We start from the raw sequence: 25,859 nt of genomic DNA on the forward strand, positions 1-25,859 counted from the left end.
ACGGCTCCGCCCTGTGGGGCTGGCGTCACTTGCCGTTGCCATCCGCCGCTCCATTTGCGTCGAAAAACCGCTGCATCTGGGGTGTCATGCCCTGCGCCTGACCCGGCTGCGGGTGGGGAACACGGGCATAGACCTCCTTCCGGACGGTCATGGTAATATCGGGGACTGCACCATCAACGACGGCGTTGGCGAGCAGCACCACGGTGCCGCCATGGGCTTGGGCGCTGACCGTCTCATTGAGCGCCTTTAGATAAGCGGTCGTCCGCGCAGTAACCTGGTCGGCAGGCGCGCCCGAACGGGCCTCAGCCTGCACATATTCCTGCACGAGGCCCGCCAATTGCACTTTGACGATATGGGGCGAGGCTCGCTTGATCTCGCAGATGGCATGTGTCGTCCAAGCCGCCCAAAGCAATGCCAAGCTTGCGACAACAAAGATCCCGAGCTCCCGGAAACCGCGCGCTGCTGGCGTTGCGGCTCGGTCAAAAAGGGGCACCGCGTCCGGGCGTGTGCCTGCGTCAATATCATTGTCCATGATCGTTCTCGGGCGAGGTGAGAGCACGCACCATTCCGGCGCGCCGGAAAAAGGAGACTGCGACGAAGGCCGCCGCGAACCCAAGCGTGACGATGTGGTTGAACTGGTCCTGCCGAGCGCCGCTGGCGACCACGTAGCGATCCGTCAGGTTGGCAAGCTGCGCCATAGTCAGCGGCAGCGAAAAGCTCCCCAGCGCGAAAGCAGCAAGCGCGATAATTCCGGCGGCGGCGAGCGCATTGACGGCAAGCCAGCCAAGCAGACGCAAGGAGCTGGCGGCTACCGCGCCCCAATCAAGGGAGTTTCGACGCGCCGTCATTGTGCAGCCGCCTTCAGCGGCGGGGCGCTTGCCGGATAGGCGACCGCCTCGATTGCTTCGGCCATCGAAAGGCCCCGCTCAACCTCGGCCTCAATGCGGGCATAGGTCTGCGGACTCGAAGAATAGAGCGTCGCCGAGAAAGGATCGAGCACACGCCGGCACACGGTCTGCGTGTCCGGCCCGCGGATCAGGAGGTCCGAGTAATCCGTGCCGTTGCGCTTCAGCGAGCGCAAAAGTGCGTCGGTGAAATTGTCCATCTCGAACCGGTCAGACTTGCGGAAATCGGCGATGGTCTCGGGCTTTTGCTGGAGCACCACCATCCAGTCGGAGTTCTCGAGCGCCGCCTTCGAACCACCCGACTTGTAAAAGTCGTTGATCGATTGCGTGGCGGTGATGAGCGAGGAACCATATTTGCGGCAGGTCCGCGAATAGGTCTCGACGAAATCGGCCATCGCGCCGCCCTTCAGCATCTGCCAGGCCTCATCGATGATGAGCGCCTTGGGGATCTGGCGGTCGAGTTTGCGCATCGTCTGCGAGGCGACGAACATGATGGCCGTCAGGACGACGCTGCGCAGTTCCTCACGCGACGAGAGATCCGAAAGTTCAAAGACCGTGAGGTCGGCCGACATGTCGAGATTGGTGTCGCCAAGGAAGAAGGGACCGTATGTTCCCTTCGCCGAAAACGGCAGCAGAGCGGTGGCGAGATCGTCGGCCTGCGGATGCCCCGCCTCGTGCAGTGCCGCCATGACACCATCGACAGTGCCGTCCCGGCCGTCGCGCTCCCACACTGCATTTACAGCAGCATCGATCAGGCCCCGCTCCGTGTCGTTAAGGCGGTTTTCGTACCGGGCCATCTGCGACACGATGGCCTTGAGCATCGCCATGCAGTCGACCAGGTAATCCTCGTCTTCGTCTGCAAGGCTTAGATCGATCATCCGAAAGGGGTTGATCGAGATGCCCGACGACAGCTTGAATTCGGTGAAAGTCCCGCCGAGCGCCTTGGCCATGTGCTCGAACGAGCGGCCATCGTCGATGACGATGGTCTTGGCGCGCACGCCGGCCAGACTTGCGGTCAGGTCTTGCAGCAGTACCGATTTACCCGAGCCCGACTTCCCGGCGATCGCGACATTGTGGTTTCCAGCGCCATTCTGGAACGGCGACCAGAACTGCGGCTGTCCGCGCCTTCCGATGAAGAGCAGGTGCGGGATGTGACCCCCGTTATATTCTCCCTGCACCGGGGCGAGCGAGGCAACATTGGCGGAAAGCACCGTGCGGAACCGGCGCATTCGCACGAGGTCGGTCGAGAGCCCGTCGGCCAGCATCAGCGGAAACGAAGCCATGAGACCGCCCAGTTGCAGGTAAGTCTCGTCGATCAGATCCCATCCGGCGGCCTTGTAGATCGCCTTCAGCGTTCGCTCATTGACGTCCCCGCGCCCCGCAGGGGAGACCATGGTCACGCTGTAGTAGATCTGCACCAGCTTTTGGCCGAGCCGGACCTGCTGCTGGACATGCTGCCATTCGGCCGACTGGGTCTTGAGCGCCGGCACAAGCTTGGCGGCTTTGCCATCGGCGAGCGAGGTGGTGCGGGTGAACTTCCACCCGGCTTTGGCTTCCGAAACGTCGGCGGCGGGAATTTTACCGGAGATCGACTGGAGGACGGGGCAAGGCAGGCATAGCTTCGGGTTGAACACGTCGCCGATGACCTTCTGGGTATCCCAGGGTGCCCAGCGCTCAGGGAAATAGCGCACCGACATGGTGCGGACGTCGAACTCGTGCGGCGAATAGTCGGCCAGTTCCGGTGCGCCATCCACAACCACGCCGGAAGGGCGCAACGACGGGGCTTGGAGGATCAGCCGATCCCGCTCGACGCGGGTTACGAGATCGCGCCGCACGCATTGCTCGTTGATTGGATCGAAAGGGCTGTAGTCAGGGGCATCATCGCCGGCGCCCGTCGAGGGGCATACCACATCGTCGATGAATCGGATGAGTTCCGTTGGTCCAACCACCCGGCTTGCAACATTGATCGAATCGAAAGCGGAGCTGATCCCTTCGCGCACCGCGCCCAATTGCTCAGAACTGATGCTTACGCCTTGCCCAACGCCAACCGCAAAGAGCACTCGGAAGTGGCGCAGGTGAAATGGGCCGTCGCCGGCAAGCGTGGACCACGCTCCCTTGCGGAGAAGTTCGAGCCGGTATCGCGCGAGCTTGTCGAATACCTGTCCTGCCCGCACCCGCGGCAGCGCCCATTCTTGCAGCTTCTCGGCAATCCTGGGCGACGCATAATTGATGATCTGGAATTCGCAGCCGGGCAGCAGCACGTCCGAAAAGATCGAATTCAGAATGTCGGAGATACGTTCGTCGGCGCCGATAAGCGGGGCCAGCTCAAGAATGAAGCCCTTGGAGCGGGTCAGATGGAAGAGTTGTTCGGTCGGATTGTAAGCACGATACCCCAGAAAATTGGCGAGCATCGGCACCTCGCGGGCGCCAGGCGTGCGCTCGGGCGTCTGGTCGTCACCCGTTACCAATTCGACAAACCGCGAAAGCATGGCAATCAGCTTCCCTTCGGCGGGAAGCTGGCACTGGTCTGATCTGGCGTAGAACCAGCCTTCGGTGCGTCAGTCTGCGCCGGTGCTTTCTTCGTGGCCGAAAGGATATGTTTGACCTGATCCTTGATCGCACCGAGCGGATCTGTCGAACCGGCGCCAGCGGCCTGGGATCCTCCACCAACGAGCGCAGCCTCTTTGGTGCCAATCTCTGGTGTGCGGTCGATTGCAGGTGCCACCGCAGGTGGGGCCGACCCAAGCAGTCCGAAATCTGGCGCCATCTCGGCAACACCGAGCAAGCTCGTGCTTTCACTAGCGCCCAATTGGTCTGCGTTAAGCGGTATCGCCATGGCCACCGGCACCGGCGGAAGATCGACGGCCGTGTAGGCCGCAGTGCGGGGATGGACCTGTCCAGAATTGTCGCGCCAGGCTGGAAATACGACCTTGATTGTGGGGCGGCCGCCCGGAACGAAGATAGCCCCTTTGCCGGTTCCAAACTTCGTGGAGACGGACTTCACCGGTTTCGTCAGTTCCGAATTTGTCGCGGCAGACTCTTCTCCACCATCCCCGGTCTGGACATCAGGCCCGCCGATCGCACGGATTGCGTCGTCGTCGATCGTCGTCGAGGGCGCGCAGGTCCCGTGCGGAGCGGCGCAAACAAAGCCGCCCTTGATGTTGGAGTGCAGGAGCGAGCAGCCCGAAAGGGCGCTCGCGCCGATCAATATGAGAGCGAGCCTGCCACGCATGGGTGTCATGCGCCTCCCTTCAGCCAGGCTTCCAGAAACTCGCGTGGGCGAAAGCCAAGGAGAATGGCTCCGTCTTCGCGAACGATCACGGGCGTACCGCTAAACCCATGCACTCCGGCGAAGCGCTCGTTGGCATCGAGCCCGCTGGTATCGCAGGCCCGCTTGGGCACATCCTGATCGCTGTAGGCCTTGTCGACGGCGCTTACCCGGTCCTCGGCGCAGATCACCGCATCGGAAATCGCACGGGTGCCAAGAACCGAGATCGGCCGCTCGCTGACGCGAACGCCCATGGCCTTCAAAGTCTGGTGAAGCATGCGGCAATAGCCGCAATGGAAATCGCTGAAGACAGTGACATGCGGCCCGGTTCCGCCCCATTCGATGGCCCCCGAAGCTGGCAGCCCCGCAAGCGAGACTTTTTGCGCGGGGGCTTGTGCGGTGGATGGCGCCGGGCCGGTGCGGGCCTGGGGCGCATAGGCGGCGTCTTCGTTTGCCCCGCGCACGGAAGCCGCACCGCCCAGAAGGAGATCCGGATTGATTTCGAGAAGCCGCGCCGCCGTGATGTCCTGGCGGGTTTCCATGTCATAGACGCGCCCGACGATCAGATATCGAGCGGACGGATCGACGTAAAAGATGTTGCTGCCCGCCTGCACCTCGCAGATGCCGGGGACCTTGGCACAGTCCACCTTCGAGACCTGCGTGCGCGGCAGTCGCGCCGATACCGCGTGAGCGACAGTTTGCGCGTTCATTGATCCAGCAAGGTTCGGTCCGGCAAGACTCGGCGACGAATGCGTTGCCATCGTCGCAAGCGCGGTGAGGCCAAGGAATTTCAAACCCGTCATGCCAAACTTCCCTCAGTTGCGGATGAATACGCCGTCGAGAAACACCACCTCGACATCGAGGCCGGTCGGCATTTCGACGACTGGCTGGTACTGCTCGGCGCGTTCAATCAGATATTTGGAAACTGTATCGGCGGACTGGGCGACGCCCTGTCCGAGCCCGCCTTGGGCGATGTCTAAGGGTGACAGCGAGGATCGCTGGCCATTCACATTGACCGACGGCGCGGTCAGGAAGCTTTGCGAATTGGCTGAAAAGCCCCGCCCGAAACCACCCAGAGCGCCCGCCACGAAGGCCTGTGTCACGAGGTTACCCGATCGGCTCACGACCCGTCCACGCACGCCGGTCTTGCCGCCAAAGGCGATGAAACCCTTGACCTCACTCACCGCCACGCGCCCGCCCGGCTGCGGGCAAGTCATGCGCTGAAGCTTGACGTAGACCTTCTCGGAACTGAGATCCGCCATGGCCGCACCATTGACCATGCAGCCAACGATGTTGGTCTTGAGCAACTTGCCCTGCGCATAGACCGATCTTGCCTGTCCGGTGATCCGCAGGACGACTGGCAAGGGATCGGTCTGGCTCTTGGTGTTGGCTGTCGCATCAACGCCTACCACCACCTTTGCCATCGCGATCGAGTTCGGCGGCAGATAATTCTCGCTGTCGGTGAACTGCGTGGTTTTGGACGGGACCATCCGCGTGGCTGTTCCCGACGCATCGCCGATGAAGGCGATCAGCCGAACCTCGTTCGGCCGCATAGGCGGCGAAGATGCCAAAGGCTCCGCGCCTGCGGGCGGCCCCGCTGGGCCTTGTGGTGCAGTGCCAGCACGTTGATACGTGCCGGGCGCACCTGCGCCATAGAGCGACGTCGGCCCGGCAGTTGCACGCTGCATTTGCGTGGAGAGGGCAGAAATCTGCGACCGCAGTTGGTCGTTTTCAGTCTGGTACGCTGATAGAACCTTGGTCCCATCGGTCTTGAGCGACTGGTTCTGCCCCTGAAGATCCTGGAGCTGCTTTTGCAGTTGATCGAGCCGGGCGCTATCGCTCTGAAGCGATTTGATTTCGGACCCTTGGGTGCTGATCTGGTTTTCGGAGAGCGCCATCCACTCCTTGTCGGCCATGGAGCGATTGACCATGTCGTCGGTGGAAATCTTTACCGACTTGGTCTGGTCAGCTTGCGCCATCTGCGTGGGCTCGCTGGACGGCGTGCCAGTAATCCACCAGATGCCAGCAAGAACGAGCGTTCCGCCGAGCGCATACATTGCGAGCCTCTGGCGCTTTCGGGTCACCGCGTTGCGATCAAGATCATCGCCCACCTGTGGCGCGGCGGTTTCGGCCGAACCCTGGCCGGTAGCGCCGTTCATGGCCGTTCTCCCGGACCCGAAGAGCGGACGATGACGAAGGCGGTCGTTTCCTGACCTGCCTCCAAGTTTGGATTGGTGATGCTCACGGCAACCGCTTCGGCGGGTGCGACCTGGTCTTCGCTGAGCACGATGAGCTTGGTGCCGGTGTTGGCAATCTTGAGCAGTTTGCCGGTGAACGCGGACCCGGCATATTGCCCTACCAGTTGCACCTTGATCGCCCCCACATTGACCGGAGCCAGTGCGCGCCACGTGATGTCGTAGCCCTCGACTGGCTTCTGGGCGTACATCGCCGCGATCAGCCGTGCTGCCGTCTCCTGGGCGGAAAGGTTGGTTGGCCAACGCTCGCCGATAGATGCAGGCTGCTCCCGATCTGCATTGGCAACGAACACCTGTTTGGCATCACCACCAGCGACTGTGCAGACGAATTTGTAGACAAAGCCTTTGCGCGTGGTGCCGAAGAACGAGATCGACGGCTTGGAAAAGCCCGAACCCACCGAGAGGTAAATGTCACCGCGCAGTGGCTCGTTGACGACCTGAAAGTCCTCAGCAGGATTGCCGGTCTGGACCTTTGAGACCGAGGCGAACTGATCGTCCTTCAAGGTGACACGCGTCAGATCCTTGAGCGATGCGTCGCAATGAACGGTGCCATTGTCGGCGGCGAGAACGTTTTGATCGGCCAAGGCAGGCTCTGCCACGCCGGCAATACCCAAGCCCAATAGCGACGCCCCGAACAGGCGCGCGCGCCACTTAAGCCGGGAGGCATGCGCCCCCGCGGCAGCAATTTCCAGCCTTGCCATGAGGTTCGCCCCTTGTGCGGTTCCGACGATCATTTTGCCGGGTCCGCCTTTGCAACCATGCCGAAGCCGACCAGTTTCAGGGACACGCCATTGTAAGACCAGGTGAAGCGGAAGGTCCGATGCGCGTTGGTCACCTCCTTGGAGGCGACGACGGTATGCACAGTGCCGCCCACGTCGCTTTGAAGGTGGGCCGGGTCAACTTGCAGCATATCCGGTGTGAAAAACTGAGTGATCTGCGAGCCTTGTTGTTCGGCAACGATCTTCATCAGGTCCTTCTTGACCTGCCCTCGTGCCCGCTCGTCGGTCAGTTCGAGGATGGAATTCATCCACCAAGTCAGCGATTCCGGCGAGCGGTTCAACGCAACCGCTGCCACGTCCCGCGTCACCATCTCGAGGTATTCGGGCGAAACCGCCACGCTGCTCAGCGTCACCGGTGTACGCAGGGTTGGCACCAGCACGATCTCACGGTCGCGCCGTTGCGCAACCACGAATGTCCCGGCAAGCAGCAGGCCAAGCGCAAGAGCTGCCACCGCCAGCGCATTGCGCTGGCGCAGCACGCGCTGCGCATTGCCGTGGGCGAGATCGAGATCCATGGCTCAGCCGGCCAGGACGCGAAGATGTGACGGGGGCAAGCACTTCAGGCCGAAGAACTCACCAGGCAGATGCCAGTACCCAAAATGCAGGATCCAGGACATCGACCGGCCAGCTCGTAGCTTGCGATAACCGAACCAAGCCGCGGTGGAGATGATCAGCCCGATAACGATATGCTGGGCCATGATCCCCCAAACAAAGGGGATGACCATCACCAGGAATTCATCAAGCGTCCAAAACCCGATCAACTCGGGATCATCCAGATGCTTGGGAATAGCATAGCGTTCCATTGCTGCCCGCCGTCACATGAGTTTTTGGGGGGAAGGTGAGCCCGGTCCAGCCTCTGGGGGGCAGGCGGCAGGCCGGGCTTCTTTTTAGATGGTGGCGGTCACCATCGCGGTGACGATCGGAACACCGGTGCCGGCGGCAACACCAGTGCCGACGGGCACAGCAACCTGGCCGAGCGAGAAGCGACCGGACGCAAGGCCCACGATGCCGCCGGCGAGGCTGAGCACGGTGATCACCTTGCCGCCCGAACCCGAAAGGAAGTTCGAGAACTGAGTGAGCGCGGTGCCAAAGGTCGCGTCGGTGCCAGCGTAGGCGGCCGGCGCGATCATGACTGCCGCCACAACTGCCGGCACGAGGTAGCTCAGGAGCGATGCGCGATTTCGCGCATCCAATGACGCAGTCGACATGGGTATGTCCTTTCGGGGTTGAATGGCGGCATCACTTGTCTGCCGATCCCGAAATTCCGCCCGGCTGTGCCTATCGGGCAAGGCACTGAAGCCCTTTTTGGGTAACTATTCCGGCGAAATTTATAAGATATGCTTGGGAGAGGTCGATTCGGCCCACGACCGCGCGCGTTGCGCACGCCGATGGGCGATCAGGGCCAGAACGGGCGCGTAAAGCGCCCGCCATTGGGCGCAAAGCGCCCACACACGGGCAGAAAAGGTATCACGCGAGCGAATTGAGCGGGGGCGCATGAGAATGGGTGATTCGAGCGCAAAAACCCAAGCTGGAGGTCCGGCCCAGGCGACGCATCGCGTGCACGTGAACCCGCTGACCTTTCGGGCCCTAAGCGAGGCGCTGTTCAAGCTTTCGGTGCGCGAGCACATCACTTGCTCCCCGCGTCGGTTGCTCACCCAAGTTCTGACCGATCCGGGAAATCAGATTTTCAATCTATCGGTCAATGAGTTGGAGGATATTTGCAACGCGGACGCCCTCATCGGCACCATCCGCGTCAACATTCGGATCGATTCCAGCGTCAACGATCGGCTGCGCGAATTTCGAGAACATGCCGAGGCGAAACTTGGCCGTCCGGTCAGTGTGCTTGAGGCGATCCAAGCCTGTATCTACGTTATTACGCGCAACTGATAATTGCTGCGAAAATGGACCGTTATTAGTCTTGACAGACCGGCCGCATGATCCCGACTGCGCTGACGGGGAGACAAGGCGAGGGGTTCAATGGGCCACGAAAAACTGCCTGATTGCGACAAACATACTATAGTATGCACTGAACAGGAAATGCGTAGACTCACTGATGCGGATGCGTACCTGGCTCTCATCAATCAACACGCCGCGAAAGACCCCCGACCACAATGTGAAATTGCCGAGTTGATGGGCGTAAGTCGGCGGCAGCTCGGGCGGATGCTCGGCGGTCAACGACCATTGCGACTGGCCGAATTGAATGCCCTGACCGAATTGTTTGAAATCGATCATGCTCGAGCCACGATCGCGATCGAGGTCATGGGCGATTGGCAAAGCTATGACGACCCAAGTCTCAGCCTCGTCATCCGGCTGCTCAAACCAGTCGTGCTGAAACTTGGGGAGCGCGCCGATTTCCCGATCGAGCCATTGACAAACCCTGCGCAGGACACGCTATCCGACTGGCTCGCAAACACGATCATCGCCAATGAAGAACAGGTCCGCAATCGACGCGATGGCTTCATCAAGCTGCCGGAAATCTAGCCGTTTCGTCTAACCGCGACCACTTTGCGAACATCGGAACAGCTATCACGGATCGATGCTCGTGACGTTGCGCTCGCCGGCATCAAGCCGACGCCTGAACTGGTCACGCATGGTCAGCAGAATGGACGAGACGTAATTTACGGTCTCGCGAATGCGAGGAACCTGGCGTGCAGCACGCACCCGGCCTTCGCCGGCGTTGTAGGCGGCAAGTGCCAGATCAAATCGGCCGAACTCATCGAGAAGCGCGCGAAGATAGCGGGCACCGCCACGCATGTTCTCGACGGGATTCCAGACATTGCGCACACCCAGTTTGCGGGCACTCGATGGCATCAACTGCGCCATTCCTGCTGCGCCTTTGGAGCTTGCCGCGATTGGATTGTAGCCGCTCTCCTGAATAATGAGGGCGTCGAACAATGCCACGGGAACGCCTGCTTCGCATGATACCGAAGCCATGGCGGAATACCACGTCGCCCGTCGGCGTTGTGCAGCCACTGGGAGCGAAGGATTGGGCATGTATTCCTCATTCGGGCAGCCATCGGACCACGCCGGTGCAGCCAAGAGCATGGCATCTGCCTGCGCCCCTAGATTGCGTTGTCGCCGCCAAACCGTGTCGGGCAAAAAATTTGACGATGGCTCGGACGAACGAACTGGTTGTTCCGGCGATTCTACGCCCATCGCCACGAATTCTATGCTCAGCTCATTGTCACCACGTACGCGCATGTCCGGTGCTTCATTTGATCGAGGCGGCGTGCCGAGGACAAAGCTCGATGGCTTTAGCTGGCCAAAGTCCTGATATTCGACTCCGCGCGCAGCGCCAGTGTTTGGCCAAGATGCAGCGGCAGCCGCAAGGCTCAAAATCAAAAGTTTCACGTCGTCAGTCCCGTTCTTTCGACCGGGCCTGGTACAGTTATCGCGCAGCCATGGTTCTCGAAATATCCAGGCTGCGCAAGGGCTGATCTTCATCCGGCATATGCGCGACAACGTTGGAGACTTGATGGGCGGAATATGAGGCGATCCTTCCGATCGCAACCATCGTGGGCATGACTAGTAAGGGGGAGACTAGTCATGCGTGGTGCGGCGCAAATGCCCGCTGCGACGGTCGAGTGCTCGGGGAGAGTAGACTGGCAGAGCTGACGTGTGCGGCGGCGCGAAGCGGAATTTGGCGCCCCATCTCGACAGCTGCGGCGGCCAGTTGGCGTTCATTTTATCTACTACCCCGGATTCGGCTCGCCAGCGCGCTACCAGACGGCGGCACCAAACGGGGCGATTGCTGCAACCGCCTACGTTGGCTAGAGCGGCAAACGCCTCTGCTGAATCAATACGGCGCATTTTTGATTCGGACTGGCGCGCAACCGCAAACATAATCGCGCAAGCGACGCAATTATGAGTAAGGTAGAGAATCAATCATGGGCTCGGAGCGGGGAATAGGTCTAGGCGACCATGGCACGTAGCGATCTTCTGGTAAGTTTGGTGCGCGCGAGCGCCGTTGGCGATCGTGAAGCCCTGCGTTCGACCGCGGAAGCGATTGTCGCGGACGAACGCGCAAAAAAACATTACATCGTTGCCGACCGACTGCAGCGCGCGCTGTCGACCGTTCCGATTACCCCTCCTGCACTTACCACGAGCGCGCCTCAGCTCAATCCGGTGAACGGCCGCGAGGCTATCCTTGAAGTCACCGCACGTCTCCGTCTGGACGATTTGCTTCTCCCTTTGCCAGCCCAGCAAAGCGGCCGCCAGCTGATCGAAGAGCATCAGCGCGCCGACGTGCTACGTGCGAGCGGGTTCGAACCGCGTCATCGCGTGTTGCTTTCGGGACCGCCGGGGAACGGTAAGACGTCCTTCGCGGAAGCGATTGCAGAGGGGCTTGGGCTACCCTTTTATGTCGTTCGATACGATGCGCTGATCGGCAGCTATCTCGGCGAAACGAACGCGCGCCTGCGAAAACTCTTCGACTATGTCCGCACGACACCGAGCGTTCTGTTCTTCGACGAATTTGACGCCATCGGGAAGGAACGCGGCGATACGCACGAAACCGGCGAGATCAAGCGGGTCGTTTCATTCCTGCTCATGCAGCTCGACCAGCTACCGAGCTATGTTATCCTCGTCGCCGCGACAAATCATGGCGAGCTGCTCGATCGTGCCGTCTGGCGTCGGTTCCAGATGAGGCTGGCGATGCCAGCGCCACATCGAAAAGAGATTACAGTGTTTCTCGATCGCGTATTCTCGGACTGGCCGAGCGCTCCGAAGTTGTCGCCTGCCAAAGTTGCTGCGAAGCTCGGCATGGTCAGCTATGCGGAGGCACTCGATTTTTGCCAGAATGTACGAAGGCGGCAGATTTTGGGTTTGGGGGAGGTTTCTGTCGATGAATCGTTACGTGCTGAGCTCGGCTTGTGGACCGCGCGGGTAACGCCGGAGACCCTAAATGCCGAGCGATCCGACGAAGCCGCTTCTGAGGCTGACGCCGCAGGCTGATCAAGCCCGTAAGCCTGGGCGTGCCGGCTTCCCCCGTCCTTCTGAAGCCTTTCCTCGCCAGCGTCAGACCGACACCTTTGGTCCTGCGTTCAATCGTCTTGCCCAAGTGCTCGCGCGCGGTGCCGATGCAATGGCGCTGCGCGCCGATCCCGCCGGCCTGGCGCCCGAGCGTCTGCTCGTGTTCGAGGTCCGTGGGTCGATCAACGCCTTTGCGGCGGCCATACAGAACGTCGCGGGCCTTGAGCTGATCGACGAGGAGGAGCTGGAAGGCGATGAGGGCGATCCGCAGCCTTATGCGTATCTGCTGGTACCCGACATGGCCGCACTCCGCAATCTCGAGCAGCTCTGGCGACGGTGGGAGAATGGCCAGCTTCAGCGCGGCGAAACGCCTTGGGCAAGCGTCTTCGAGCTTCTTCGGGATCTGAGGCCGTGGGGCCCGCTTGATCGCGTCCACAGCAATGACGCAGGCCTACTTGCGGTAGCCATCGACGGGCTCGATGATGATGATCTTGTGCGCCTAGAGGTTGAGCTGGTCTACCGAGAGCGCGTAAACGTAGCGAATGAGAATGAGGCCAACGTCCGGGCCGCGATAGTGGGACGTGGTGGCGTCGTCGTCTCACGCGCTCGTATCGCCGAGATCAGCTACCATGCGCTGCTTGCGGATATTCCCGCGCGCGCCGTGCGCGACATTGTCGAGAGACGCCTTGAGGGAATAGCCGGCCTCGAACCGGTCTTGCATATCCGACCGCAGAGCGAACCGACGACAATCGAGCTCGGCGACGTAGGTGAGGAGGACTTGGGTACCGCCCCGCCGGCACAATTGGGTGATCCTATTCTTGCCTTGCTTGACGGCGTTCCGGTTGCTGCCCACCGACTGCTCAGCGACCATGTTGATCTAGACGATCCGTTCGGCCTTGAGCCCGGCGCGCTGGTCGCGCATCGCTCTCATGGCACCGCAATGGCATCGCTTATCATACATGGTGATCGGAATGCGCCGGCATTGCCCCTGCCACGTCGCATCCATGTCATGCCGGTGATGGGCAACCACGATGCGTTTCCGAGCGATCGGCTCGTCGTGGATCTTATCTATTTGGCGGTTATCCGGCTACGCGAGCAACGCCCAGGGGTCGTGATTGTCAACTTGTCGCTGGGCAATCGCTTTCGGCCGTTTCATGGCCAGCTTTCTCCATGGGCGCGCCTGCTCGACCGCCTCTCCAATCGATTTGGGCTGCTCTTCATCGTCAGCGCAGGCAATGTAACGACTGAGTTTGGCATTCCGGGCTTTGCAACGAGTTTAGCCTATGAAGGCGCCAACGCGGATGGTCGCGCTACAGCGATGATCGGCTCGCTCCATGCGCTGATAGGCGAGCGAAGAATTATTTCTCCGGCGGAGACGGTGAACGGCATCACTGTGGGTGCCTGCAACCAGGATGCCGTGAGCCCTGCCGTGCGAGCACTGGCCCGCGGTTTCATCGATCCCTTTCCTGCTCACGACGCGCCCAACCCCTCGAGTTCACTCGGCCCAGGATTTGCGCGATCGGTAAAACCCGACATCCTGATGCCGGGCGCCCGCGAGCATATGCAGGTCATCCGCAACCATGTTCATATCGATGTTCGGCCGGGACAGGCATCCCGCGGCGCCGGTCTGAAGGTCGCGGCGCCGCCGGCCGGCGGCCGGGAAAATCTCGACGGCTACACGAATGGGACTAGTGCCGCCGCTGCGCTGGCCTCACGCACCTGTCATCAGATCCATGATGCACTGGAAGCCGCCTATGGCAACGCTTTCCTTCGCCTGCCGACCATCGAGCGCGCGGTCTTGCTCAAAGCCTTGCTAGTGCATCCGGCCCGCTGGCCGCGTCAGCTCGCCGACCTCATCAAGGCGACGGTCGGGCCATGGGGCCAAGGCCAAGCTAGCAAGCAGAAGGACAATATTCGCCGGTTCATCGGATTTGGCTGCGTCGATGCCAACGACGCCGTGGCCTGTGCATCAGACCGGGCCACGTTCTTCGCGACTGGCCGTCTTGCGCGCGACCGCGGCGTTACGGTCCAGGTCCCAGTCCCGGTCGCAATCGGCGGCCAGGCGCGTCCACACAGCTTGTCCGCGACGTTGGCCTGGTTCACGCCGGTCGCGCCTGGGCGGAAGAGTTATCGGACATGCAAGCTGAAGATTTTGAAGCCTGACGCGCTCGGTGAGCTTGGAGTAGGTAGCCACAGTTGGCAGCCCGATGAGAATCAGACCAACCGCGGCACCATATTTTCGCGGTGCTGGGAGGGCAACGATGCGCCGGCTGTCACTGCTGACATGACCATTCCGCTCGTAGTGCAGCGCGAGCCTGATCAGGGCGCGACGATTGACGAGTATGTGGTGTTTGGCTTGGCCGTTACGATCGCGATGCCGGGCGAGGTGCGACTGTACGACGAACTCTACGCCCGGGTGCAACCGCCAATCCGACCAACAGCACGACCCTGACAACGATATTGGCTGATCGCCGTCAGTGGCGCAGATATGCCGGTCAGAGAGATTCCATTGATCTGGGCTGCATCAACATAATACTGGAAAGCCGCCCACTGAAGGCTTTTCTCGTGGCGTAAAGCGAGTGGAAGCGCCGCTCTGGCCGCCTTGCGAAAAATGGAAGGCCGGCTTCCGTGATCGATGCCGAATCGTCTGGACGACTGCAATTGCGCGCCTGCCGACCATCCGCTGCGAATCGCAGTATCGGGAGCTTCTGTCAGGAGCGGACGTTCATGGTGGCGGATTTGAGAGGCCGACTCTGAGTCGATCCATTTCCAAAAGGTGGGTACGCAACTGTGCCCTGTTTTGCGTCCACAAACTAGCTAGCAAGGGACCAATTATCGGTAGCTCGCGATTTGAAACTTGGAGGCTTCCCGAGGCGGACACGCCAGCGACCGAACTCCTGCTCAGCTTGATCGACAAGCCAGAGCGGCAGGAGTAGAGAGGCAAAGAGGGAGGCTGTGGTTCTGACCTCCAAGAGGTCAGTAAAGAAAGCGGCGGCAAGAGCCAGAAGTGTCAGGCCAGCTGCGCCCAGCGAAACTGCCTTCGCAAAGGCGATGTAGCGTGGGACTAGGACTTCGCGAAAATCGCGCAGATCATCGACTCGTCGCTGTGCACACTCCAGTTCGGCATGTGCGTGCCGAACCTCATGTCGTAGCGCAAACCGATCCGACATGAGCTTTTCAAGCGGTGGGTTCACAGCGCGTAAAGCCGCCAAGATCCGGGCATCGACGACCAAGCCGTCAGAATTATTGTTCATGTCATGCGCTCAGCGAAAGTAGTTTGTCGGTCATGGCTTCGCTGATGTCACCATGTTCCATGAGGTATTGAAACAGGGCGCTGCTCAGCTTGATCAGATGGTCTCGCTCGACCTCATCGCCGCCGCGGGTAAGATAGGCCCAAGCGATGTTGATGGACCGGCTATATAAGTCGTCCAGACTGTTTTGCTCCGGACGACCTTCGCCCAGCAGCAGCCAGGTCGGATTGACCCCATACGCCTTGCTGAAGGCGATGACCGCTGACGCTGGCGGCTCCCGGCCTTTTTCATAATTGACCAGCGCTCCGTGGGAAATGCCGATCGCAGCTGCGACGTCGGTCTGGTTCAGCCCCTTGGCTTTTCTGATCTCCAGAAAACGGGCGCCGATACTCATTCGGCACCTGCACGCGAATCCGCCTTGACGAAACTCACAAACATGAGTTACTCCAATGATCGTGAGTTTCAGTTGAACTCAAACCCCAAACTACTACATAGGTGCTAGTCATGCAATTGCTGACCCTCCCAAAACTGGCAGCGCAAAGTGGCTGGCCGGAATCCCGCGTCCGCCGAATGGTCGCGCGTGGCCTGCTGTCGCATATCCGCGTCAATGGCAGGCTGCTGCTGCCTGAGACGGCGATCGAGGACTATGTAGCGAACCATTTCGTCAAGGCAGCAGGGCGCTCAACACCCATGGGGCGGCTCATACTCGCCAACCCCGGGCAGGATCCTGAACCGACGCGCTGAGTGCGGGGAGCTTTTGAAATGGCTATACTTTCGACCATCCTCGATTCCGGCAAGCCACCCAGTGAATGGGTCGAACTGCTGTCCACACGAGGCCTGATCATCTCCGAGCGCTCACTGCGGGAAAAGGCGAGCCGTATCGGCGCCTGCCATCGGCTTGGCCGGACAATGATCATCACCGCCGATCAAATCGATCAAATTCTGGAAAGTCGCAAACCATGCCCCTCGAACCGTTTCGCAGAGGCCCAACGTGGTGGGCTCGCGGGCGCGTCGAATATCTCGGCGCCGCCATCACCGACTACTATCGATGCAGCACTGGCGCATCTGAGGAAGCAGGCGCTTGGGACTGGTGCCGCGCCGAGGAAGAAAGGCAGATTCGTCGCCACGTCTTAGGTGATGAGACAGATGCGCAGCCGGGTGCGATATTCACTTTCGCCGACGCCGTCCTCATTTACAAACCAAGCGCGGCCGACGCTGGGTATCTCGTGCCGATCCTTAAAAAGCTCGGATCGTTGCCGGTCGCCGCTATCACGCCGAAACAGGTACGCGACCTTGGCCAAGAGCTTTACCCTGATGCCTCCACAGATACCTGGGTCCGCCATGTCGTCACGCCTGTGCGATCGGTAATTAATAACGCCCACGATCTCGGCCACTGCGCGCCAATCCGCATCAAGGGCTATTCCAAGGAAGAACGCGTCGCGCAGGATATCAAGCGCGGGCGAAAAAGTCGAGTCAAGAAGACCCCCGGAAGCTGGGAATGGCTCCTAAAATTTCGCCAACATGCGCCCAAGCGTCATGCCGCCTTGGCGATGTTCATGTTTATGACCGGCGCAAGGATCAGCCAGGCGGTGTCAATGCATCCCGATCGACATCTCAAGCTTGATGATATGCTGGTCTGCATTCCCGCGGCGAAGGGTCACGACGATCGCTGGATCTCGGTCCCGCAGGAACTTGCCACGGAACTCGCGTCTCTTCCGCGGATATATCCGCGCGGGTTTGACCGGACGGTGGAAAATATGCGCGTCTTCGGCTTTGCGGATCGTTCAAGTCCAAGGAAAGGCTGGGCACGTGCGTGCAAACTGGCCGGGATCGACCTGTTGCCGTTTCATGCCGCCGGCCGCCATGGCTTTGGCCAGGAAATGAATGTGCGGCAGGGCATTGACGAGAAGGCTGCCGGTGAATTCGGCGGTTGGTCCGATACGAGCCTGATGCGCAGAACTTATACCCACGCCGAGCAGACGGCTGAGAAAATTCACGAGGCCCAAATGCGGGGTCTTCGAGCAGCCGAGCAGGCAACCAAGCTGACCCTGTTCAGCTCGCCTGACGGCAAAAGGAAGGGGAAGTCATGATGTCCGTGTACGGGTTTTGTACGAGCGGGACGCGAAATGGGGTGTTTGTTCCCGTTATTTTCCGCATCGAAGATTTTCGGTCCCGGAAGTGGCCCCATAAAATCCCCTTATTTCAGAGGGTTTTATGGTGGGCGCGGCAGGGATTGAACCTGCGACCCCACCCGTGTGAAGGGTGTGCTCTACCACTGAGCTACGCGCCCGTGCGGTGAAGCCATGCGATTGGCGTGGCGACCGGACAGGCGCGGGCCTCTGCCATGACGGCGCTTGATTGACAAGTGGGGGGATCAAGATATTTGCGGCCCCATGACCGAAGATGCTTCAGCGCTCGAATCCACCGCTCCCGCCACGACTGCCGGACCGGACGTGCCCCCCGATCACCTCGCGATCAATCCGCGCAGCCCGTTTTTTGACGCGGAGAAGCTGCGTCGGGGCATTGGCATCCGCTTCAAGGGCACGGTGCGCCGCAATGTCGAGGAGTATTGCATCTCCGAAGGCTGGGTGCGCGTGCAGGCGGGCAAGACCATGGACCGCAAGGGTAATCCGCTGACGCTCAAGCTCTCAGGGGCGGTCGAGGCATGGTACGAGGACCTTGGCGACGACGCGCCGGTGGCGAAGCTGTAGAGAAAACCCCTCCGACCTACCTGCAGCAGGCCACCTCCCCATTTGTGCATCGCAAAAATGGGGAGGACCTAATGGGGCAGCAGCCTGCTCCTTTCGCGCTCTACAAGTCCTGTCAGCCACATCTTGAACGCCTGAACGCGTGCGAGCGCGTGCGTGTCTTTGTGCATGACGAGCCAGAACGATCTGGTGATGCGCCGCTCCGGCAGCACGGGCACGAGGCTGGGGTCCGCATCGCCGATGAAACAGGGCAGCACCCCGATGCCCGCACCTGCGGCGATCAGGCGGTGCTGCGCGTTGATCGAGGACGAGCGCACCGTGGCGGCGAGGCCGGGTTCGATTTCGGCGAGATAGCGCAGTTCGGGCGCATAGAGCAGATCCGGGACATAGCCGACGAGGGCGTGGCCCTTGGCGAGGTCTGACGGGCGGCGCAGCGGGGCGTGGCCGGAAAGGTAGTCCGGGCAGGCGTAAAGCCGCAGGTGATAGTCTGAAAGCTTGCCCGCGATGACCGGCCCCGCACGCGGGCGCGAAAGGGTGACAGCAAGGTCCGCCTCGCGCTTCGAAGGGCTGAGGAAGCCGGAGTTCGCCACGAGGTCGATCACCAGCCTTGGATGTGCCGCAGTAAAGCTGCCGAGCGCAGGGGCGACGATCCAGCTGGCGAAACCTTCGGAAAGGCTGACGCGCAGCAGGCCTGCCGGGCCGCCGCCGCTGTGCTCGGCAATGCGGCTGGCGGCGCGCTCCATCGCCTCGACTTCGACGAGCATCGCCTCGCCCGCTTCGGTGAGCACCTGCCCCTCGCGCGTTTGTTCGAACAAGGTGGCACCGATGCGCGTTTCGAGGCGGCGCAGGCGGCGGCCCATGGTCGTGGCATCCACGCCCATGGCCTGCGCCGCGCGGGATAGCTGCCCGGCGCGTGCGATGGCGAGAAAGGTCTGGAAATCGCTCCAGTCAGGTACCTGCATCATTGCAGGTGTTCCTCGCATTTTCTCGCCTTGCTTGCAAATCATCCGGGGTGCAGGGAGCTGCCAATTCAGTTCACCAGAGAGGATGCGGAATATGCGCCAGATCGATCATTTCATTGTTGGCGGCTCCGGCGGAGCGCCGGCGCGCAAGGGCCAGGTGTTCGATCCCAACACTGGCGCCGTGCAGGCCGAAGTGGCGCTGGGCGATGCCGCCACGCTGGAACGCGCCGTGCAGGCTGCGCTTGCCGCGCAGCCCGCATGGGCCGCAGTCAACCCGCAGCGCCGCGCCCGCGTGATGTTCGAATTCAAGCGGCTGGTCGAAGCGAACATCGACGAGCTGGCGCACCTCCTTTCCTCCGAGCACGGCAAGGTCATTGCCGACTCGAAGGGTGACATTCAGCGCGGCCTGGAAGTGATCGAGTTCTGCTGCGGCATCCCGCATGTGCTCAAGGGCGAATACACGCAGGGCGCTGGCCCGGGCATCGACATCTATTCGATGCGCCAGCCCATCGGCATCGGCGCGGGCATCACCCCGTTCAACTTCCCCGGCATGATCCCGCTATGGATGGCCGGTGTGGCCATCGCCACTGGCAACGCGTTCATCATCAAGCCTTCGGAACGCGATCCTTCGGTGCCGGTGCGCTTTGCCGAGCTGTTCCTTGAAGCCGGTCTGCCCGAGGGCATCTGCCAGGTCGTGCATGGCGACAAGGAAATGGTCGACGCGATCCTCGATCACCCGGCCATCGGCGCGGTGAGCTTCGTAGGCTCGTCCGATATTGCGCACTATGTCTACAACCGCGGCGTTGCTGCGGGCAAGCGCGTGCAGGCCATGGGCGGTGCCAAGAACCACGGCATCGTGATGCCCGACGCCGATCTCGATCAGGTCGTCAACGATCTCGCGGGCGCGGCCTTCGGTTCGGCGGGCGAGCGCTGCATGGCGCTGCCGGTGGTCGTGCCGGTGGGTGACGAGACGGCGGAACGCCTCAAGGCCAAGCTGATCCCGGCGATCGAGAAGCTGCGCGTCGGCATCTCGACCGACAATGATTGCCATTACGGCCCGGTGGTTTCTGCTGCGCACAAGGCGAACATCGAGCGCTGGATCACAACGTGCGAGGCTGAAGGCGGCGAGATCGTGATCGATGGCCGCGGCTTTACGCTGCAGGGCCACGAGAACGGCTTCTTCGTCGGCCCCACGCTGATCGACCACGTGACGGCGGATATGGAGAGCTACAAGAACGAGATCTTCGGTCCCGTGCTGCAGATCGTGCGTGCCAAGGACTTCGAGGAAGCGCTCGCGCTGCCTTCGAAGCACCAGTACGGCAACGGCGTGGCGCTGTTCACGCGCAGCGGCAATGCGGCGCGTGAATTCGCGGCGCGGGTCAATGTCGGCATGGTCGGCATCAACGTGCCGATCCCGGTGCCGGTGGCCTATCACACCTTCGGCGGCTGGAAGCGGTCTGCCTTTGGCGATACCAACCAGCACGGCGTGGAAGGCGTGAAGTTCTGGACCAAGGTCAAGACCGTCACCCAGCGCTGGCCGGAAGGCCTGCCTTCGGGCGGCAACGCCTTCGTCATCCCGACGATGGGGTAATTTGATGGCGAAGCTGCGGGTTTCGAGTGGTTCGCCGATGGAACCGATCCTTGGCTTCGCAAGGGCAGTGCGCACCGGCAACCAGATCATGGTTGCCGGGACGGCGCCCATCGAACCCGATGGATCGAGCACGCCCGGTGATGCAGCAGCGCAAATGGAGCGCTGCTGCGCCATCGTCGCCAAGGCGATTGCCGATCTGGATGGCTCGATCGACGATACCGTCCGCACGTGCATCTACCTGACCGACCGGGCCGATTTCGAAGCGGTCGCGCGCGTCCACGGCAAGTGGTTCGGCACTGCTCGCCCGGCGACCACCACCTTGGTGGTTTCCGGCTTCATCCGGCCCGAATGGAAGGTCGAGATCGAAGCGGAAGTGATGGAAGAATGACGGCGCGGTGCTGCCATGATGCGCGGCCGCGAGGTGGTCTCGCCCCCACGGGCCATCGCTTGCCCTTTGCCTCGCTTCGGCTAGGACGCGCAGCAGCTTTTCCCTTTTCACCATCCCCAGAACGCCCATCCCTAGAACGCAAGGCCAGAGCATGACCGACCAGTTCGCCCTTACCGATGACCAGATCGCCATTCAGGAAATGGCCCGGCGCTTCACCGCCGATGCGATCACGCCGTTTGCGGCGCAGTGGGACGAGGAGCACACCTTCCCGCGTGAGACGATCAAGTCTGCCGCCGAACTGGGCTTCGCCTCGATCTACGTGAGCGAGGAAAGCGGCGGCATCGGGCTGGGACGGCTCGATTCGGCGCTGATCATGGAAGCCATGGCCTATGGCTGCCCCGCCACGAGCGCGTTCATTTCGATCCACAACATGGCTTCGTGGATGATCGACCGGTTCGGCGGTGCGGAGATCAAAGCGCGCTATCTCCCGCAGCTCATCACGATGGACAAGATTGCCAGCTATTGCCTGACCGAGCCGGGTTCGGGCTCGGATGCTGCGGCGCTCCGCACTTCGGCGAAGCTTGAAGGCGATCACTATGTGGTGAACGGCACCAAGCAGTTCATTTCGGGCGGCGGCGTGAGCGACATCTACGTGACGATGGTGCGCACGGGCGAGGCGGGGCCGAAGGGCATCTCGTGCCTCGTGATCGAGAAGGACATGCCCGGCGTCAGCTTCGGCGCGCCGGAACGCAAGCTGGGCTGGAACGCCTCGCCCACCGCGCAAGTGATCCTTGAAAACGTGAAGGTGCCAGTGGCGAACCGCGTCGGCGCGGAAGGCGATGGCTTCCGCTTTGCCATGGCCGGGCTCGATGGCGGGCGGCTCAATATCGGCGCCTGCTCGCTCGGCGGGGCGCAGCGGTGCCTCGATGAAGCGATCAAGTATGCCAAGGACCGTAGCCAGTTCGGCCAGCCGATTGCCGAGTTCCAGAACACCCAGTTTGCGCTGGCGGACATGGCGACCGACCTCGAAGCGGCGCGCGCGCTGCTCTATCTCGCGGCAGCCAAGGTGACGCAGAACGCGCCGGACAAGACGCGCTTTTCGGCGATGGCCAAGAAGCTGGCGACCGACACCGGTTCGAGCGTTGTCGACCGCGCGCTGCAGATCTTCGGCGGCTATGGCTACCTCAAGGACTATCCGATCGAGCGCTTCTGGCGCGACCTGCGCGTCCACCGCATCCTCGAAGGCACCAACGAGGTGATGAAGCTGATCGTCGGGCGCGATCTGCTTCGGCAGTAATCACGAATTCGGGAGAGAACGAGGCAATGAGCGAAGACATTCTGGTACGCGTTGAAGGCGGGATGGGCGTGCTCTCGCTCAACCGGCCCAAGGCGATCCACGCGCTCAACCGCGCGATGGTCGACGGGATGACCGAGGCGCTGCTGAAGTGGCGCGATGACCCCGCCATCGGTGCGGTGATCATCGACCATTCCGAAGGGCGCGGCTTCTGCGCGGGCGGCGACATTGCCTTCCTGCGCAATTCGGCGCTGAATGACGAGGGCGTTTCGGGCCGCAAGTTCTTCTTCGACGAATACCGCCTCAACCACCTGATCATGACGTATGAAAAGCCCATCGTGGCGTTCATGGACGGGATCACGATGGGCGGCGGCGTCGGCATCGCGGACCCTGCGCGCTACCGTGTCGCGACCGAGAACACCCGGCTTGCCATGCCCGAAACCGGAATCGGCCTGTTCCCGGATGTCGGCGGCGGCTGGTTCCTTTCGCGCATGAAGGGGCGGCTGGGCCAGTATCTCGCGCTCACCGGTGCGCGGATGGACGGGGCCGAATGCCTTTGGGCAGGCTCTGCAACGCACTATCTGCCTTCCGCCGCGCTGGCCGAAGTGAAGGCGAAGATTGCGGCCAATCCCGGCGATATCCCGGCCATCCTGCATGCGGCAGCCGCCGTGCCGCCCGAACCGAAGATTGCGGCGCAGGCCGAGGCAATTGCGCGGCTGTTCGCTTCGGATCGCTACGAGGACATCCTCGCCGCGCTGGCCGCCGATGGCAGCGAGTTTGCCGCCGCCACGTCGGCGAGCCTCCACACCAAGAGCCCGCAGACCTGCAAGGTCGCGCTGCGCCAGCTGGCCACCAGCCTGACCCTGCCTGATTTCGCGGCGAACATGGTGATGGAATACCGCATCTGCAGCCGCGTGCTGCTCCGCCCGGACTTTGCCGAAGGCGTGCGCGCGGTGATCGTGGACAAGGACAATGCCCCCAAGTGGAACCCGGCCACGCCCGAAGGCGTGACCGACGACATGCTGGACGCGATCTTCGCGCCCCTCACCGATAGCGAGGAATGGAGCCCCCTATGACCTATGAAACGATCCTGGTTGAACAGCGCGGCGCCGTCACGCTGATCACGCTTAACCGTCCCAAGTCCTTGAATGCCCTCAATTCGCAGGTGCTCGAAGAGCTGATCACGGCCTTCGCGGCCTATGAAGCCGATCCCTCGCAGCGCTGCGCGGTGCTGACCGGCTCGGGCGAGAAGGCCTTTGCCGCAGGCGCGGACATCAAGGAAATGGCCGACAAGGCCGCGACCGAGTTCTACACCGGCGACTTCTTCTCGCGCTGGACCAGCCACCTCGTGAAGACCACGCGCAAGCCGTGGATCGCGGCAGTGAACGGCTTCGCGCTCGGCGGCGGGTGCGAGCTGGCCATGATGGCGGACTTCATCATCGCTTCGGAAAACGCCAAGTTCGGCCAGCCCGAAATCAAGCTCGGCGTTGCGCCTGGCATGGGCGGTTCGCAGCGCCTGACCCGCGCAGTGGGCAAGGCCAAGGCGATGGACATGTGCCTTACCAGCCGCATGATGGACGCGGTGGAAGCCGAGCGTTCGGGCCTCGTCACGCGCGTCGTGCCGCTCGCCGATCTGCTTGACGAAGCGCTCAAGACGGCGGACGTGATCGCCGGGATGCCGCCGGTTGCCGCCATCGCCAACAAGGAAATGGTCAATGCCGCTTTCGAGATGACGCTCGATCAGGGCATCCTGTTCGAACGCCGCGTGTTCCAGATTCTCACGGCGACCGAAGACAAGGCCGAAGGCATGGCCGCCTTCATCGAAAAGCGCCCCGGCGTGTGGAAGGGGAAGTAAGACCATGAAAATCGCATTTATCGGCCTTGGCAACATGGGCGGCGGCATGGCCGCAAATCTGGTCAAGGCAGGGCATGACGTCCACGCGTTCGATCTTGCCGAAGCGGCGCTGGCCCGCGCGAAGGAAAACGGCTGCACCACCTACACTTCTGTGAAGGAAGCCGTGCAGGGCGCGGATGTGGTCGTCTCGATGCTGCCCAACGGCGCCATCGTGAAGGCGGTCTACTCGGCGGACGTGATCGGCCATGCGCCCACTTCGGCGCTGCTGCTCGATTGCTCGACCATCGACGTTGCCACCGCGCGCGAAGTCGCCGGCCAAGCGGCAGGCGCGGGCTATGCCATGGTCGATGCGCCGGTTTCGGGCGGGATCGCGGCGGCCAATGGCGGCACGCTCACCTTCATGGTCGGTGGCAGCACCGATGCTTTCGCGCGCGGCGAGCCGATCCTTGCCGCTATGGGCAAGGCGGTTATCCATGCCGGAGACAGCGGCGCGGGGCAGGCGGCCAAGATCTGCAACAACATGCTGCTCGGTGCCTCGATGGTCGCAACCTGCGAAACCTTCGCCATGGCCGAGAAGCTGGGCCTCGATCTGCAAACCTTCTTCGACATTTCGTCCAAGGCCTCGGGCCAGTGCTGGTCGATGACGAGCTATTGCCCGGTGCCCGGCGTCGGTCCGACGACCCCGGCAGACAACGGCTATCAGGGCGGCTTTGCCACCGCGCTGATGCTGAAGGATCTGAAGCTGGCGATGGAAGCGGCGAAGACGGCGGGTGCCAATGTGCCGATGGGCGCACGGGCTGAAGAGCTTTACGCGGCGTTTGCCGATGCCGGCAACGGTGGGCTCGATTTCTCGGCAATCATCAAGACGCTTTGAGGGATCACCCCTCCGTCAGCCCTGCGGGCTGCCACCTCCCCATTTGCACTTCGTGAAAATGGGGAGGAGCGTTTTCCTTAACGCACCCGGCTGGCGATGATCCGGCCGATGGGATCGCGGGCGAGGTTGGTGGAGACCGCGATGGTGCGGTCTTCCTTGGCGACCTGAACCTTCGGCACTTCGCGATTGGCCAGCGGGCGGCGCGCGGCCGTCCGGCTGGTTTCCGGCACGATGCCCTTCAGGAAGTCCGCCCCGATGCGCGAAGTGTAGGCCGCCTTGGCCTTGGGCGGTTCCGCCGAGGCCAGCACCGTCAGCCGTTCGTTCTGAAGCGCCTTCTGGTTGTAGATGAAGCCCTCGACCGGCCAGTGCGTCGTGCCGAGGCCTCCGAGCGGCGCATACCACACGCGCACTTCGCTCCAGTCGTTCGCACGGGAGACATCCACCGCGCGCACATTGTCTTCGAGCTGCCCGCGCCGCCCTTCGATGGGGGACCAGTTGGCATGGCGCAGCAGCACCGTGCGCGAATCGACCACGCGGCTCACCGCCGCGACATGGCCCAATTGCATCGGACCATACGGGCGAAACGCCATAACCGCGCCGACTTTGGGGCGGGTGCCGCGGGCATAGTGGCCTGCCGCCTGCTTCCACCACGTATGGGCATCGCCATAGAGCTGAATGCCCGAGACCTTGCGGGCATAAGGCACGCACTGAATATAGGGTAGGCCGCGCTCTTCCGCGGCATCATCGCCGGTCAGCAT

Annotated in this window: 28 protein-coding genes and 1 tRNA gene; 14 read left to right on the plus strand and 15 right to left on the minus strand. The window is 62.0% G+C overall.

The window, feature by feature from the left end; genetic code table 11:
• Window positions 1–25: 25 nt before the first annotated feature.
• From CFE35_RS15640 to CFE35_RS15685, 10 genes are all read right to left on the minus strand, one after another.
• Window positions 26–532, minus strand: coding sequence for a TrbI F-type domain-containing protein (locus CFE35_RS15640; protein WP_292931897.1), 507 nt, complete (start codon window positions 530–532; stop codon window positions 26–28).
• Complete coding sequence (locus CFE35_RS15645) at window positions 522–848, minus strand: hypothetical protein (RefSeq protein ID WP_292931899.1); 327 nt, start codon at window positions 846–848, stop codon at window positions 522–524. Before CFE35_RS15645 ends, CFE35_RS15640 begins: the two co-directional genes overlap by 11 nt.
• Window positions 845–3,394: a type IV secretion system protein TraC gene (traC, locus tag CFE35_RS15650; protein WP_292931901.1), complete on the minus strand. Its 2,550-nt coding sequence runs from the start codon at window positions 3,392–3,394 to the stop codon at window positions 845–847. Before traC ends, CFE35_RS15645 begins: the two co-directional genes overlap by 4 nt.
• A 5-nt stretch (window positions 3,395–3,399) precedes the next feature.
• Window positions 3,400–4,146: a hypothetical protein gene (locus CFE35_RS15655; RefSeq protein WP_292931903.1), complete on the minus strand. Its 747-nt coding sequence runs from the start codon at window positions 4,144–4,146 to the stop codon at window positions 3,400–3,402.
• Complete coding sequence (locus tag CFE35_RS15660; RefSeq protein ID WP_292931905.1) at window positions 4,143–4,976, minus strand: DsbC family protein; 834 nt, start codon at window positions 4,974–4,976, stop codon at window positions 4,143–4,145. Before CFE35_RS15660 ends, CFE35_RS15655 begins: the two co-directional genes overlap by 4 nt.
• A gap of 12 nt (window positions 4,977–4,988) precedes the next feature.
• Window positions 4,989–6,332, minus strand: coding sequence for a TrbI/VirB10 family protein (locus CFE35_RS15665; protein WP_292931906.1), 1,344 nt, complete (start codon window positions 6,330–6,332; stop codon window positions 4,989–4,991).
• Window positions 6,329–7,162 carry a type-F conjugative transfer system secretin TraK gene (locus CFE35_RS15670; RefSeq protein ID WP_292931908.1) on the minus strand — a complete coding sequence of 278 codons (834 nt, stop codon included), beginning with the start codon at window positions 7,160–7,162 and terminating at the stop codon, window positions 6,329–6,331. Before CFE35_RS15670 ends, CFE35_RS15665 begins: the two co-directional genes overlap by 4 nt.
• A complete protein-coding gene (locus tag CFE35_RS15675; protein WP_292931910.1) occupies window positions 7,159–7,722 on the minus strand; it encodes a type IV conjugative transfer system protein TraE in 564 nt (187 codons plus the stop codon). Before CFE35_RS15675 ends, CFE35_RS15670 begins: the two co-directional genes overlap by 4 nt.
• A gap of 3 nt (window positions 7,723–7,725) precedes the next feature.
• The gene (gene traL / locus CFE35_RS15680) at window positions 7,726–8,010 is read right to left on the minus strand and encodes a type IV conjugative transfer system protein TraL (protein ID WP_067614853.1); all 285 of its coding nucleotides are present in this window, start codon (window positions 8,008–8,010) and stop codon (window positions 7,726–7,728) included.
• Window positions 8,011–8,094: 84 nt separating this feature from the next.
• Window positions 8,095–8,415, minus strand: a complete 321-nt coding sequence (locus CFE35_RS15685; RefSeq protein WP_292931912.1) for a hypothetical protein — start codon at window positions 8,413–8,415, stop codon at window positions 8,095–8,097.
• A 292-nt stretch (window positions 8,416–8,707) separates the two neighbouring features.
• Here CFE35_RS15685 and CFE35_RS15690 point away from each other — a divergent pair, with 292 nt between their 5' ends.
• A complete protein-coding gene (locus CFE35_RS15690) occupies window positions 8,708–9,094 on the plus strand; it encodes a hypothetical protein (RefSeq protein WP_292931914.1) in 387 nt (128 codons plus the stop codon).
• A gap of 150 nt (window positions 9,095–9,244) precedes the next feature.
• Window positions 9,245–9,688: a hypothetical protein gene (locus CFE35_RS15695; RefSeq protein ID WP_292931916.1), complete on the plus strand. Its 444-nt coding sequence runs from the start codon at window positions 9,245–9,247 to the stop codon at window positions 9,686–9,688.
• A 45-nt stretch (window positions 9,689–9,733) separates the two neighbouring features.
• On the opposite strand, the gene CFE35_RS15700 is transcribed toward CFE35_RS15695, so the two are convergent.
• On the minus strand, window positions 9,734–10,558 hold the full coding sequence (locus CFE35_RS15700) for a lytic transglycosylase domain-containing protein (RefSeq protein WP_292931918.1): 825 nt from the start codon (window positions 10,556–10,558) through the stop codon (window positions 9,734–9,736).
• A gap of 570 nt (window positions 10,559–11,128) precedes the next feature.
• Here CFE35_RS15700 and CFE35_RS15705 point away from each other — a divergent pair.
• Both CFE35_RS15705 and CFE35_RS15710 read left to right on the plus strand, forming a co-directional pair.
• Window positions 11,129–12,160 carry an ATP-binding protein gene (locus tag CFE35_RS15705; protein WP_292931919.1) on the plus strand — a complete coding sequence of 344 codons (1,032 nt, stop codon included), beginning with the start codon at window positions 11,129–11,131 and terminating at the stop codon, window positions 12,158–12,160.
• A complete protein-coding gene (locus tag CFE35_RS15710; protein ID WP_292931921.1) occupies window positions 12,111–14,630 on the plus strand; it encodes a S8 family peptidase in 2,520 nt (839 codons plus the stop codon). Before CFE35_RS15705 ends, CFE35_RS15710 begins: the two co-directional genes overlap by 50 nt.
• A gap of 803 nt (window positions 14,631–15,433) precedes the next feature.
• Here CFE35_RS15710 and CFE35_RS15715 read toward each other — a convergent pair.
• Window positions 15,434–15,823 (minus strand): helix-turn-helix transcriptional regulator, encoded by a 390-nt coding sequence (locus tag CFE35_RS15715; protein WP_292931923.1) that lies wholly within the window; start codon window positions 15,821–15,823, stop codon window positions 15,434–15,436.
• 110 nt (window positions 15,824–15,933) lie between these two features.
• On the opposite strand from CFE35_RS15715, the gene CFE35_RS15720 reads away from it, so the two are divergent.
• The 3 genes from CFE35_RS15720 (at window position 15,934) to CFE35_RS15730 (ending at window position 17,519) form a co-directional block, all read left to right on the plus strand.
• Window positions 15,934–16,173 carry a hypothetical protein gene (locus CFE35_RS15720; protein ID WP_292931925.1) on the plus strand — a complete coding sequence of 80 codons (240 nt, stop codon included), beginning with the start codon at window positions 15,934–15,936 and terminating at the stop codon, window positions 16,171–16,173.
• A gap of 18 nt (window positions 16,174–16,191) precedes the next feature.
• Entirely contained in the window at window positions 16,192–16,563 is a 372-nt protein-coding gene (locus CFE35_RS15725; protein WP_292931927.1) for a hypothetical protein, read from the plus strand.
• A gap of 92 nt (window positions 16,564–16,655) precedes the next feature.
• Window positions 16,656–17,519 (plus strand): tyrosine-type recombinase/integrase, encoded by an 864-nt coding sequence (locus CFE35_RS15730; protein WP_292931929.1) that lies wholly within the window; start codon window positions 16,656–16,658, stop codon window positions 17,517–17,519.
• A gap of 125 nt (window positions 17,520–17,644) precedes the next feature.
• Here the strand turns inward: CFE35_RS15730 and CFE35_RS15735 are convergent.
• A tRNA-Val gene (locus tag CFE35_RS15735) sits at window positions 17,645–17,719 on the minus strand.
• Between the two features lie 103 nt (window positions 17,720–17,822).
• Between CFE35_RS15735 and CFE35_RS15740 the strand changes: the two genes are divergently transcribed.
• On the plus strand, window positions 17,823–18,140 hold the full coding sequence (locus CFE35_RS15740; protein ID WP_292931931.1) for a DUF3297 family protein: 318 nt from the start codon (window positions 17,823–17,825) through the stop codon (window positions 18,138–18,140).
• A 68-nt stretch (window positions 18,141–18,208) separates the two neighbouring features.
• On the opposite strand, the gene CFE35_RS15745 is transcribed toward CFE35_RS15740, so the two are convergent.
• Window positions 18,209–19,099, minus strand: coding sequence for a LysR family transcriptional regulator (locus tag CFE35_RS15745; RefSeq protein WP_292932026.1), 891 nt, complete (start codon window positions 19,097–19,099; stop codon window positions 18,209–18,211).
• Window positions 19,100–19,193: 94 nt separating this feature from the next.
• On the opposite strand from CFE35_RS15745, the gene CFE35_RS15750 reads away from it, so the two are divergent.
• The 6 genes from CFE35_RS15750 to mmsB all read left to right on the plus strand — a co-directional run bounded on the left by CFE35_RS15750 (window position 19,194) and on the right by mmsB (window position 25,101).
• On the plus strand, window positions 19,194–20,690 hold the full coding sequence (locus CFE35_RS15750) for a CoA-acylating methylmalonate-semialdehyde dehydrogenase (protein WP_292931932.1): 1,497 nt from the start codon (window positions 19,194–19,196) through the stop codon (window positions 20,688–20,690).
• A 37-nt stretch (window positions 20,691–20,727) separates the two neighbouring features.
• Window positions 20,728–21,078, plus strand: coding sequence for a RidA family protein (locus CFE35_RS15755; RefSeq protein ID WP_292931934.1), 351 nt, complete (start codon window positions 20,728–20,730; stop codon window positions 21,076–21,078).
• A gap of 151 nt (window positions 21,079–21,229) precedes the next feature.
• Entirely contained in the window at window positions 21,230–22,375 is a 1,146-nt protein-coding gene (locus CFE35_RS15760; RefSeq protein ID WP_292931935.1) for an acyl-CoA dehydrogenase family protein, read from the plus strand.
• Window positions 22,376–22,401: 26 nt separating this feature from the next.
• Window positions 22,402–23,448 carry an enoyl-CoA hydratase/isomerase family protein gene (locus tag CFE35_RS15765; RefSeq protein ID WP_292931936.1) on the plus strand — a complete coding sequence of 349 codons (1,047 nt, stop codon included), beginning with the start codon at window positions 22,402–22,404 and terminating at the stop codon, window positions 23,446–23,448.
• Window positions 23,445–24,227 (plus strand): enoyl-CoA hydratase-related protein, encoded by a 783-nt coding sequence (locus tag CFE35_RS15770; RefSeq protein WP_292931938.1) that lies wholly within the window; start codon window positions 23,445–23,447, stop codon window positions 24,225–24,227. Before CFE35_RS15765 ends, CFE35_RS15770 begins: the two co-directional genes overlap by 4 nt.
• Window positions 24,112–25,101: a 3-hydroxyisobutyrate dehydrogenase gene (gene mmsB / locus CFE35_RS15775; protein WP_292932027.1), complete on the plus strand. Its 990-nt coding sequence runs from the start codon at window positions 24,112–24,114 to the stop codon at window positions 25,099–25,101. The genes CFE35_RS15770 and mmsB overlap by 116 nt, the downstream gene beginning before the upstream one ends.
• Window positions 25,102–25,178: 77 nt before the next feature.
• Here mmsB and CFE35_RS15780 read toward each other — a convergent pair whose 3' ends face one another.
• Entirely contained in the window at window positions 25,179–25,859 is a 681-nt protein-coding gene (locus CFE35_RS15780; RefSeq protein WP_292932028.1) for a CHAP domain-containing protein, read from the minus strand.

Source organism: Novosphingobium sp. PASSN1, from assembly GCF_002278815.1.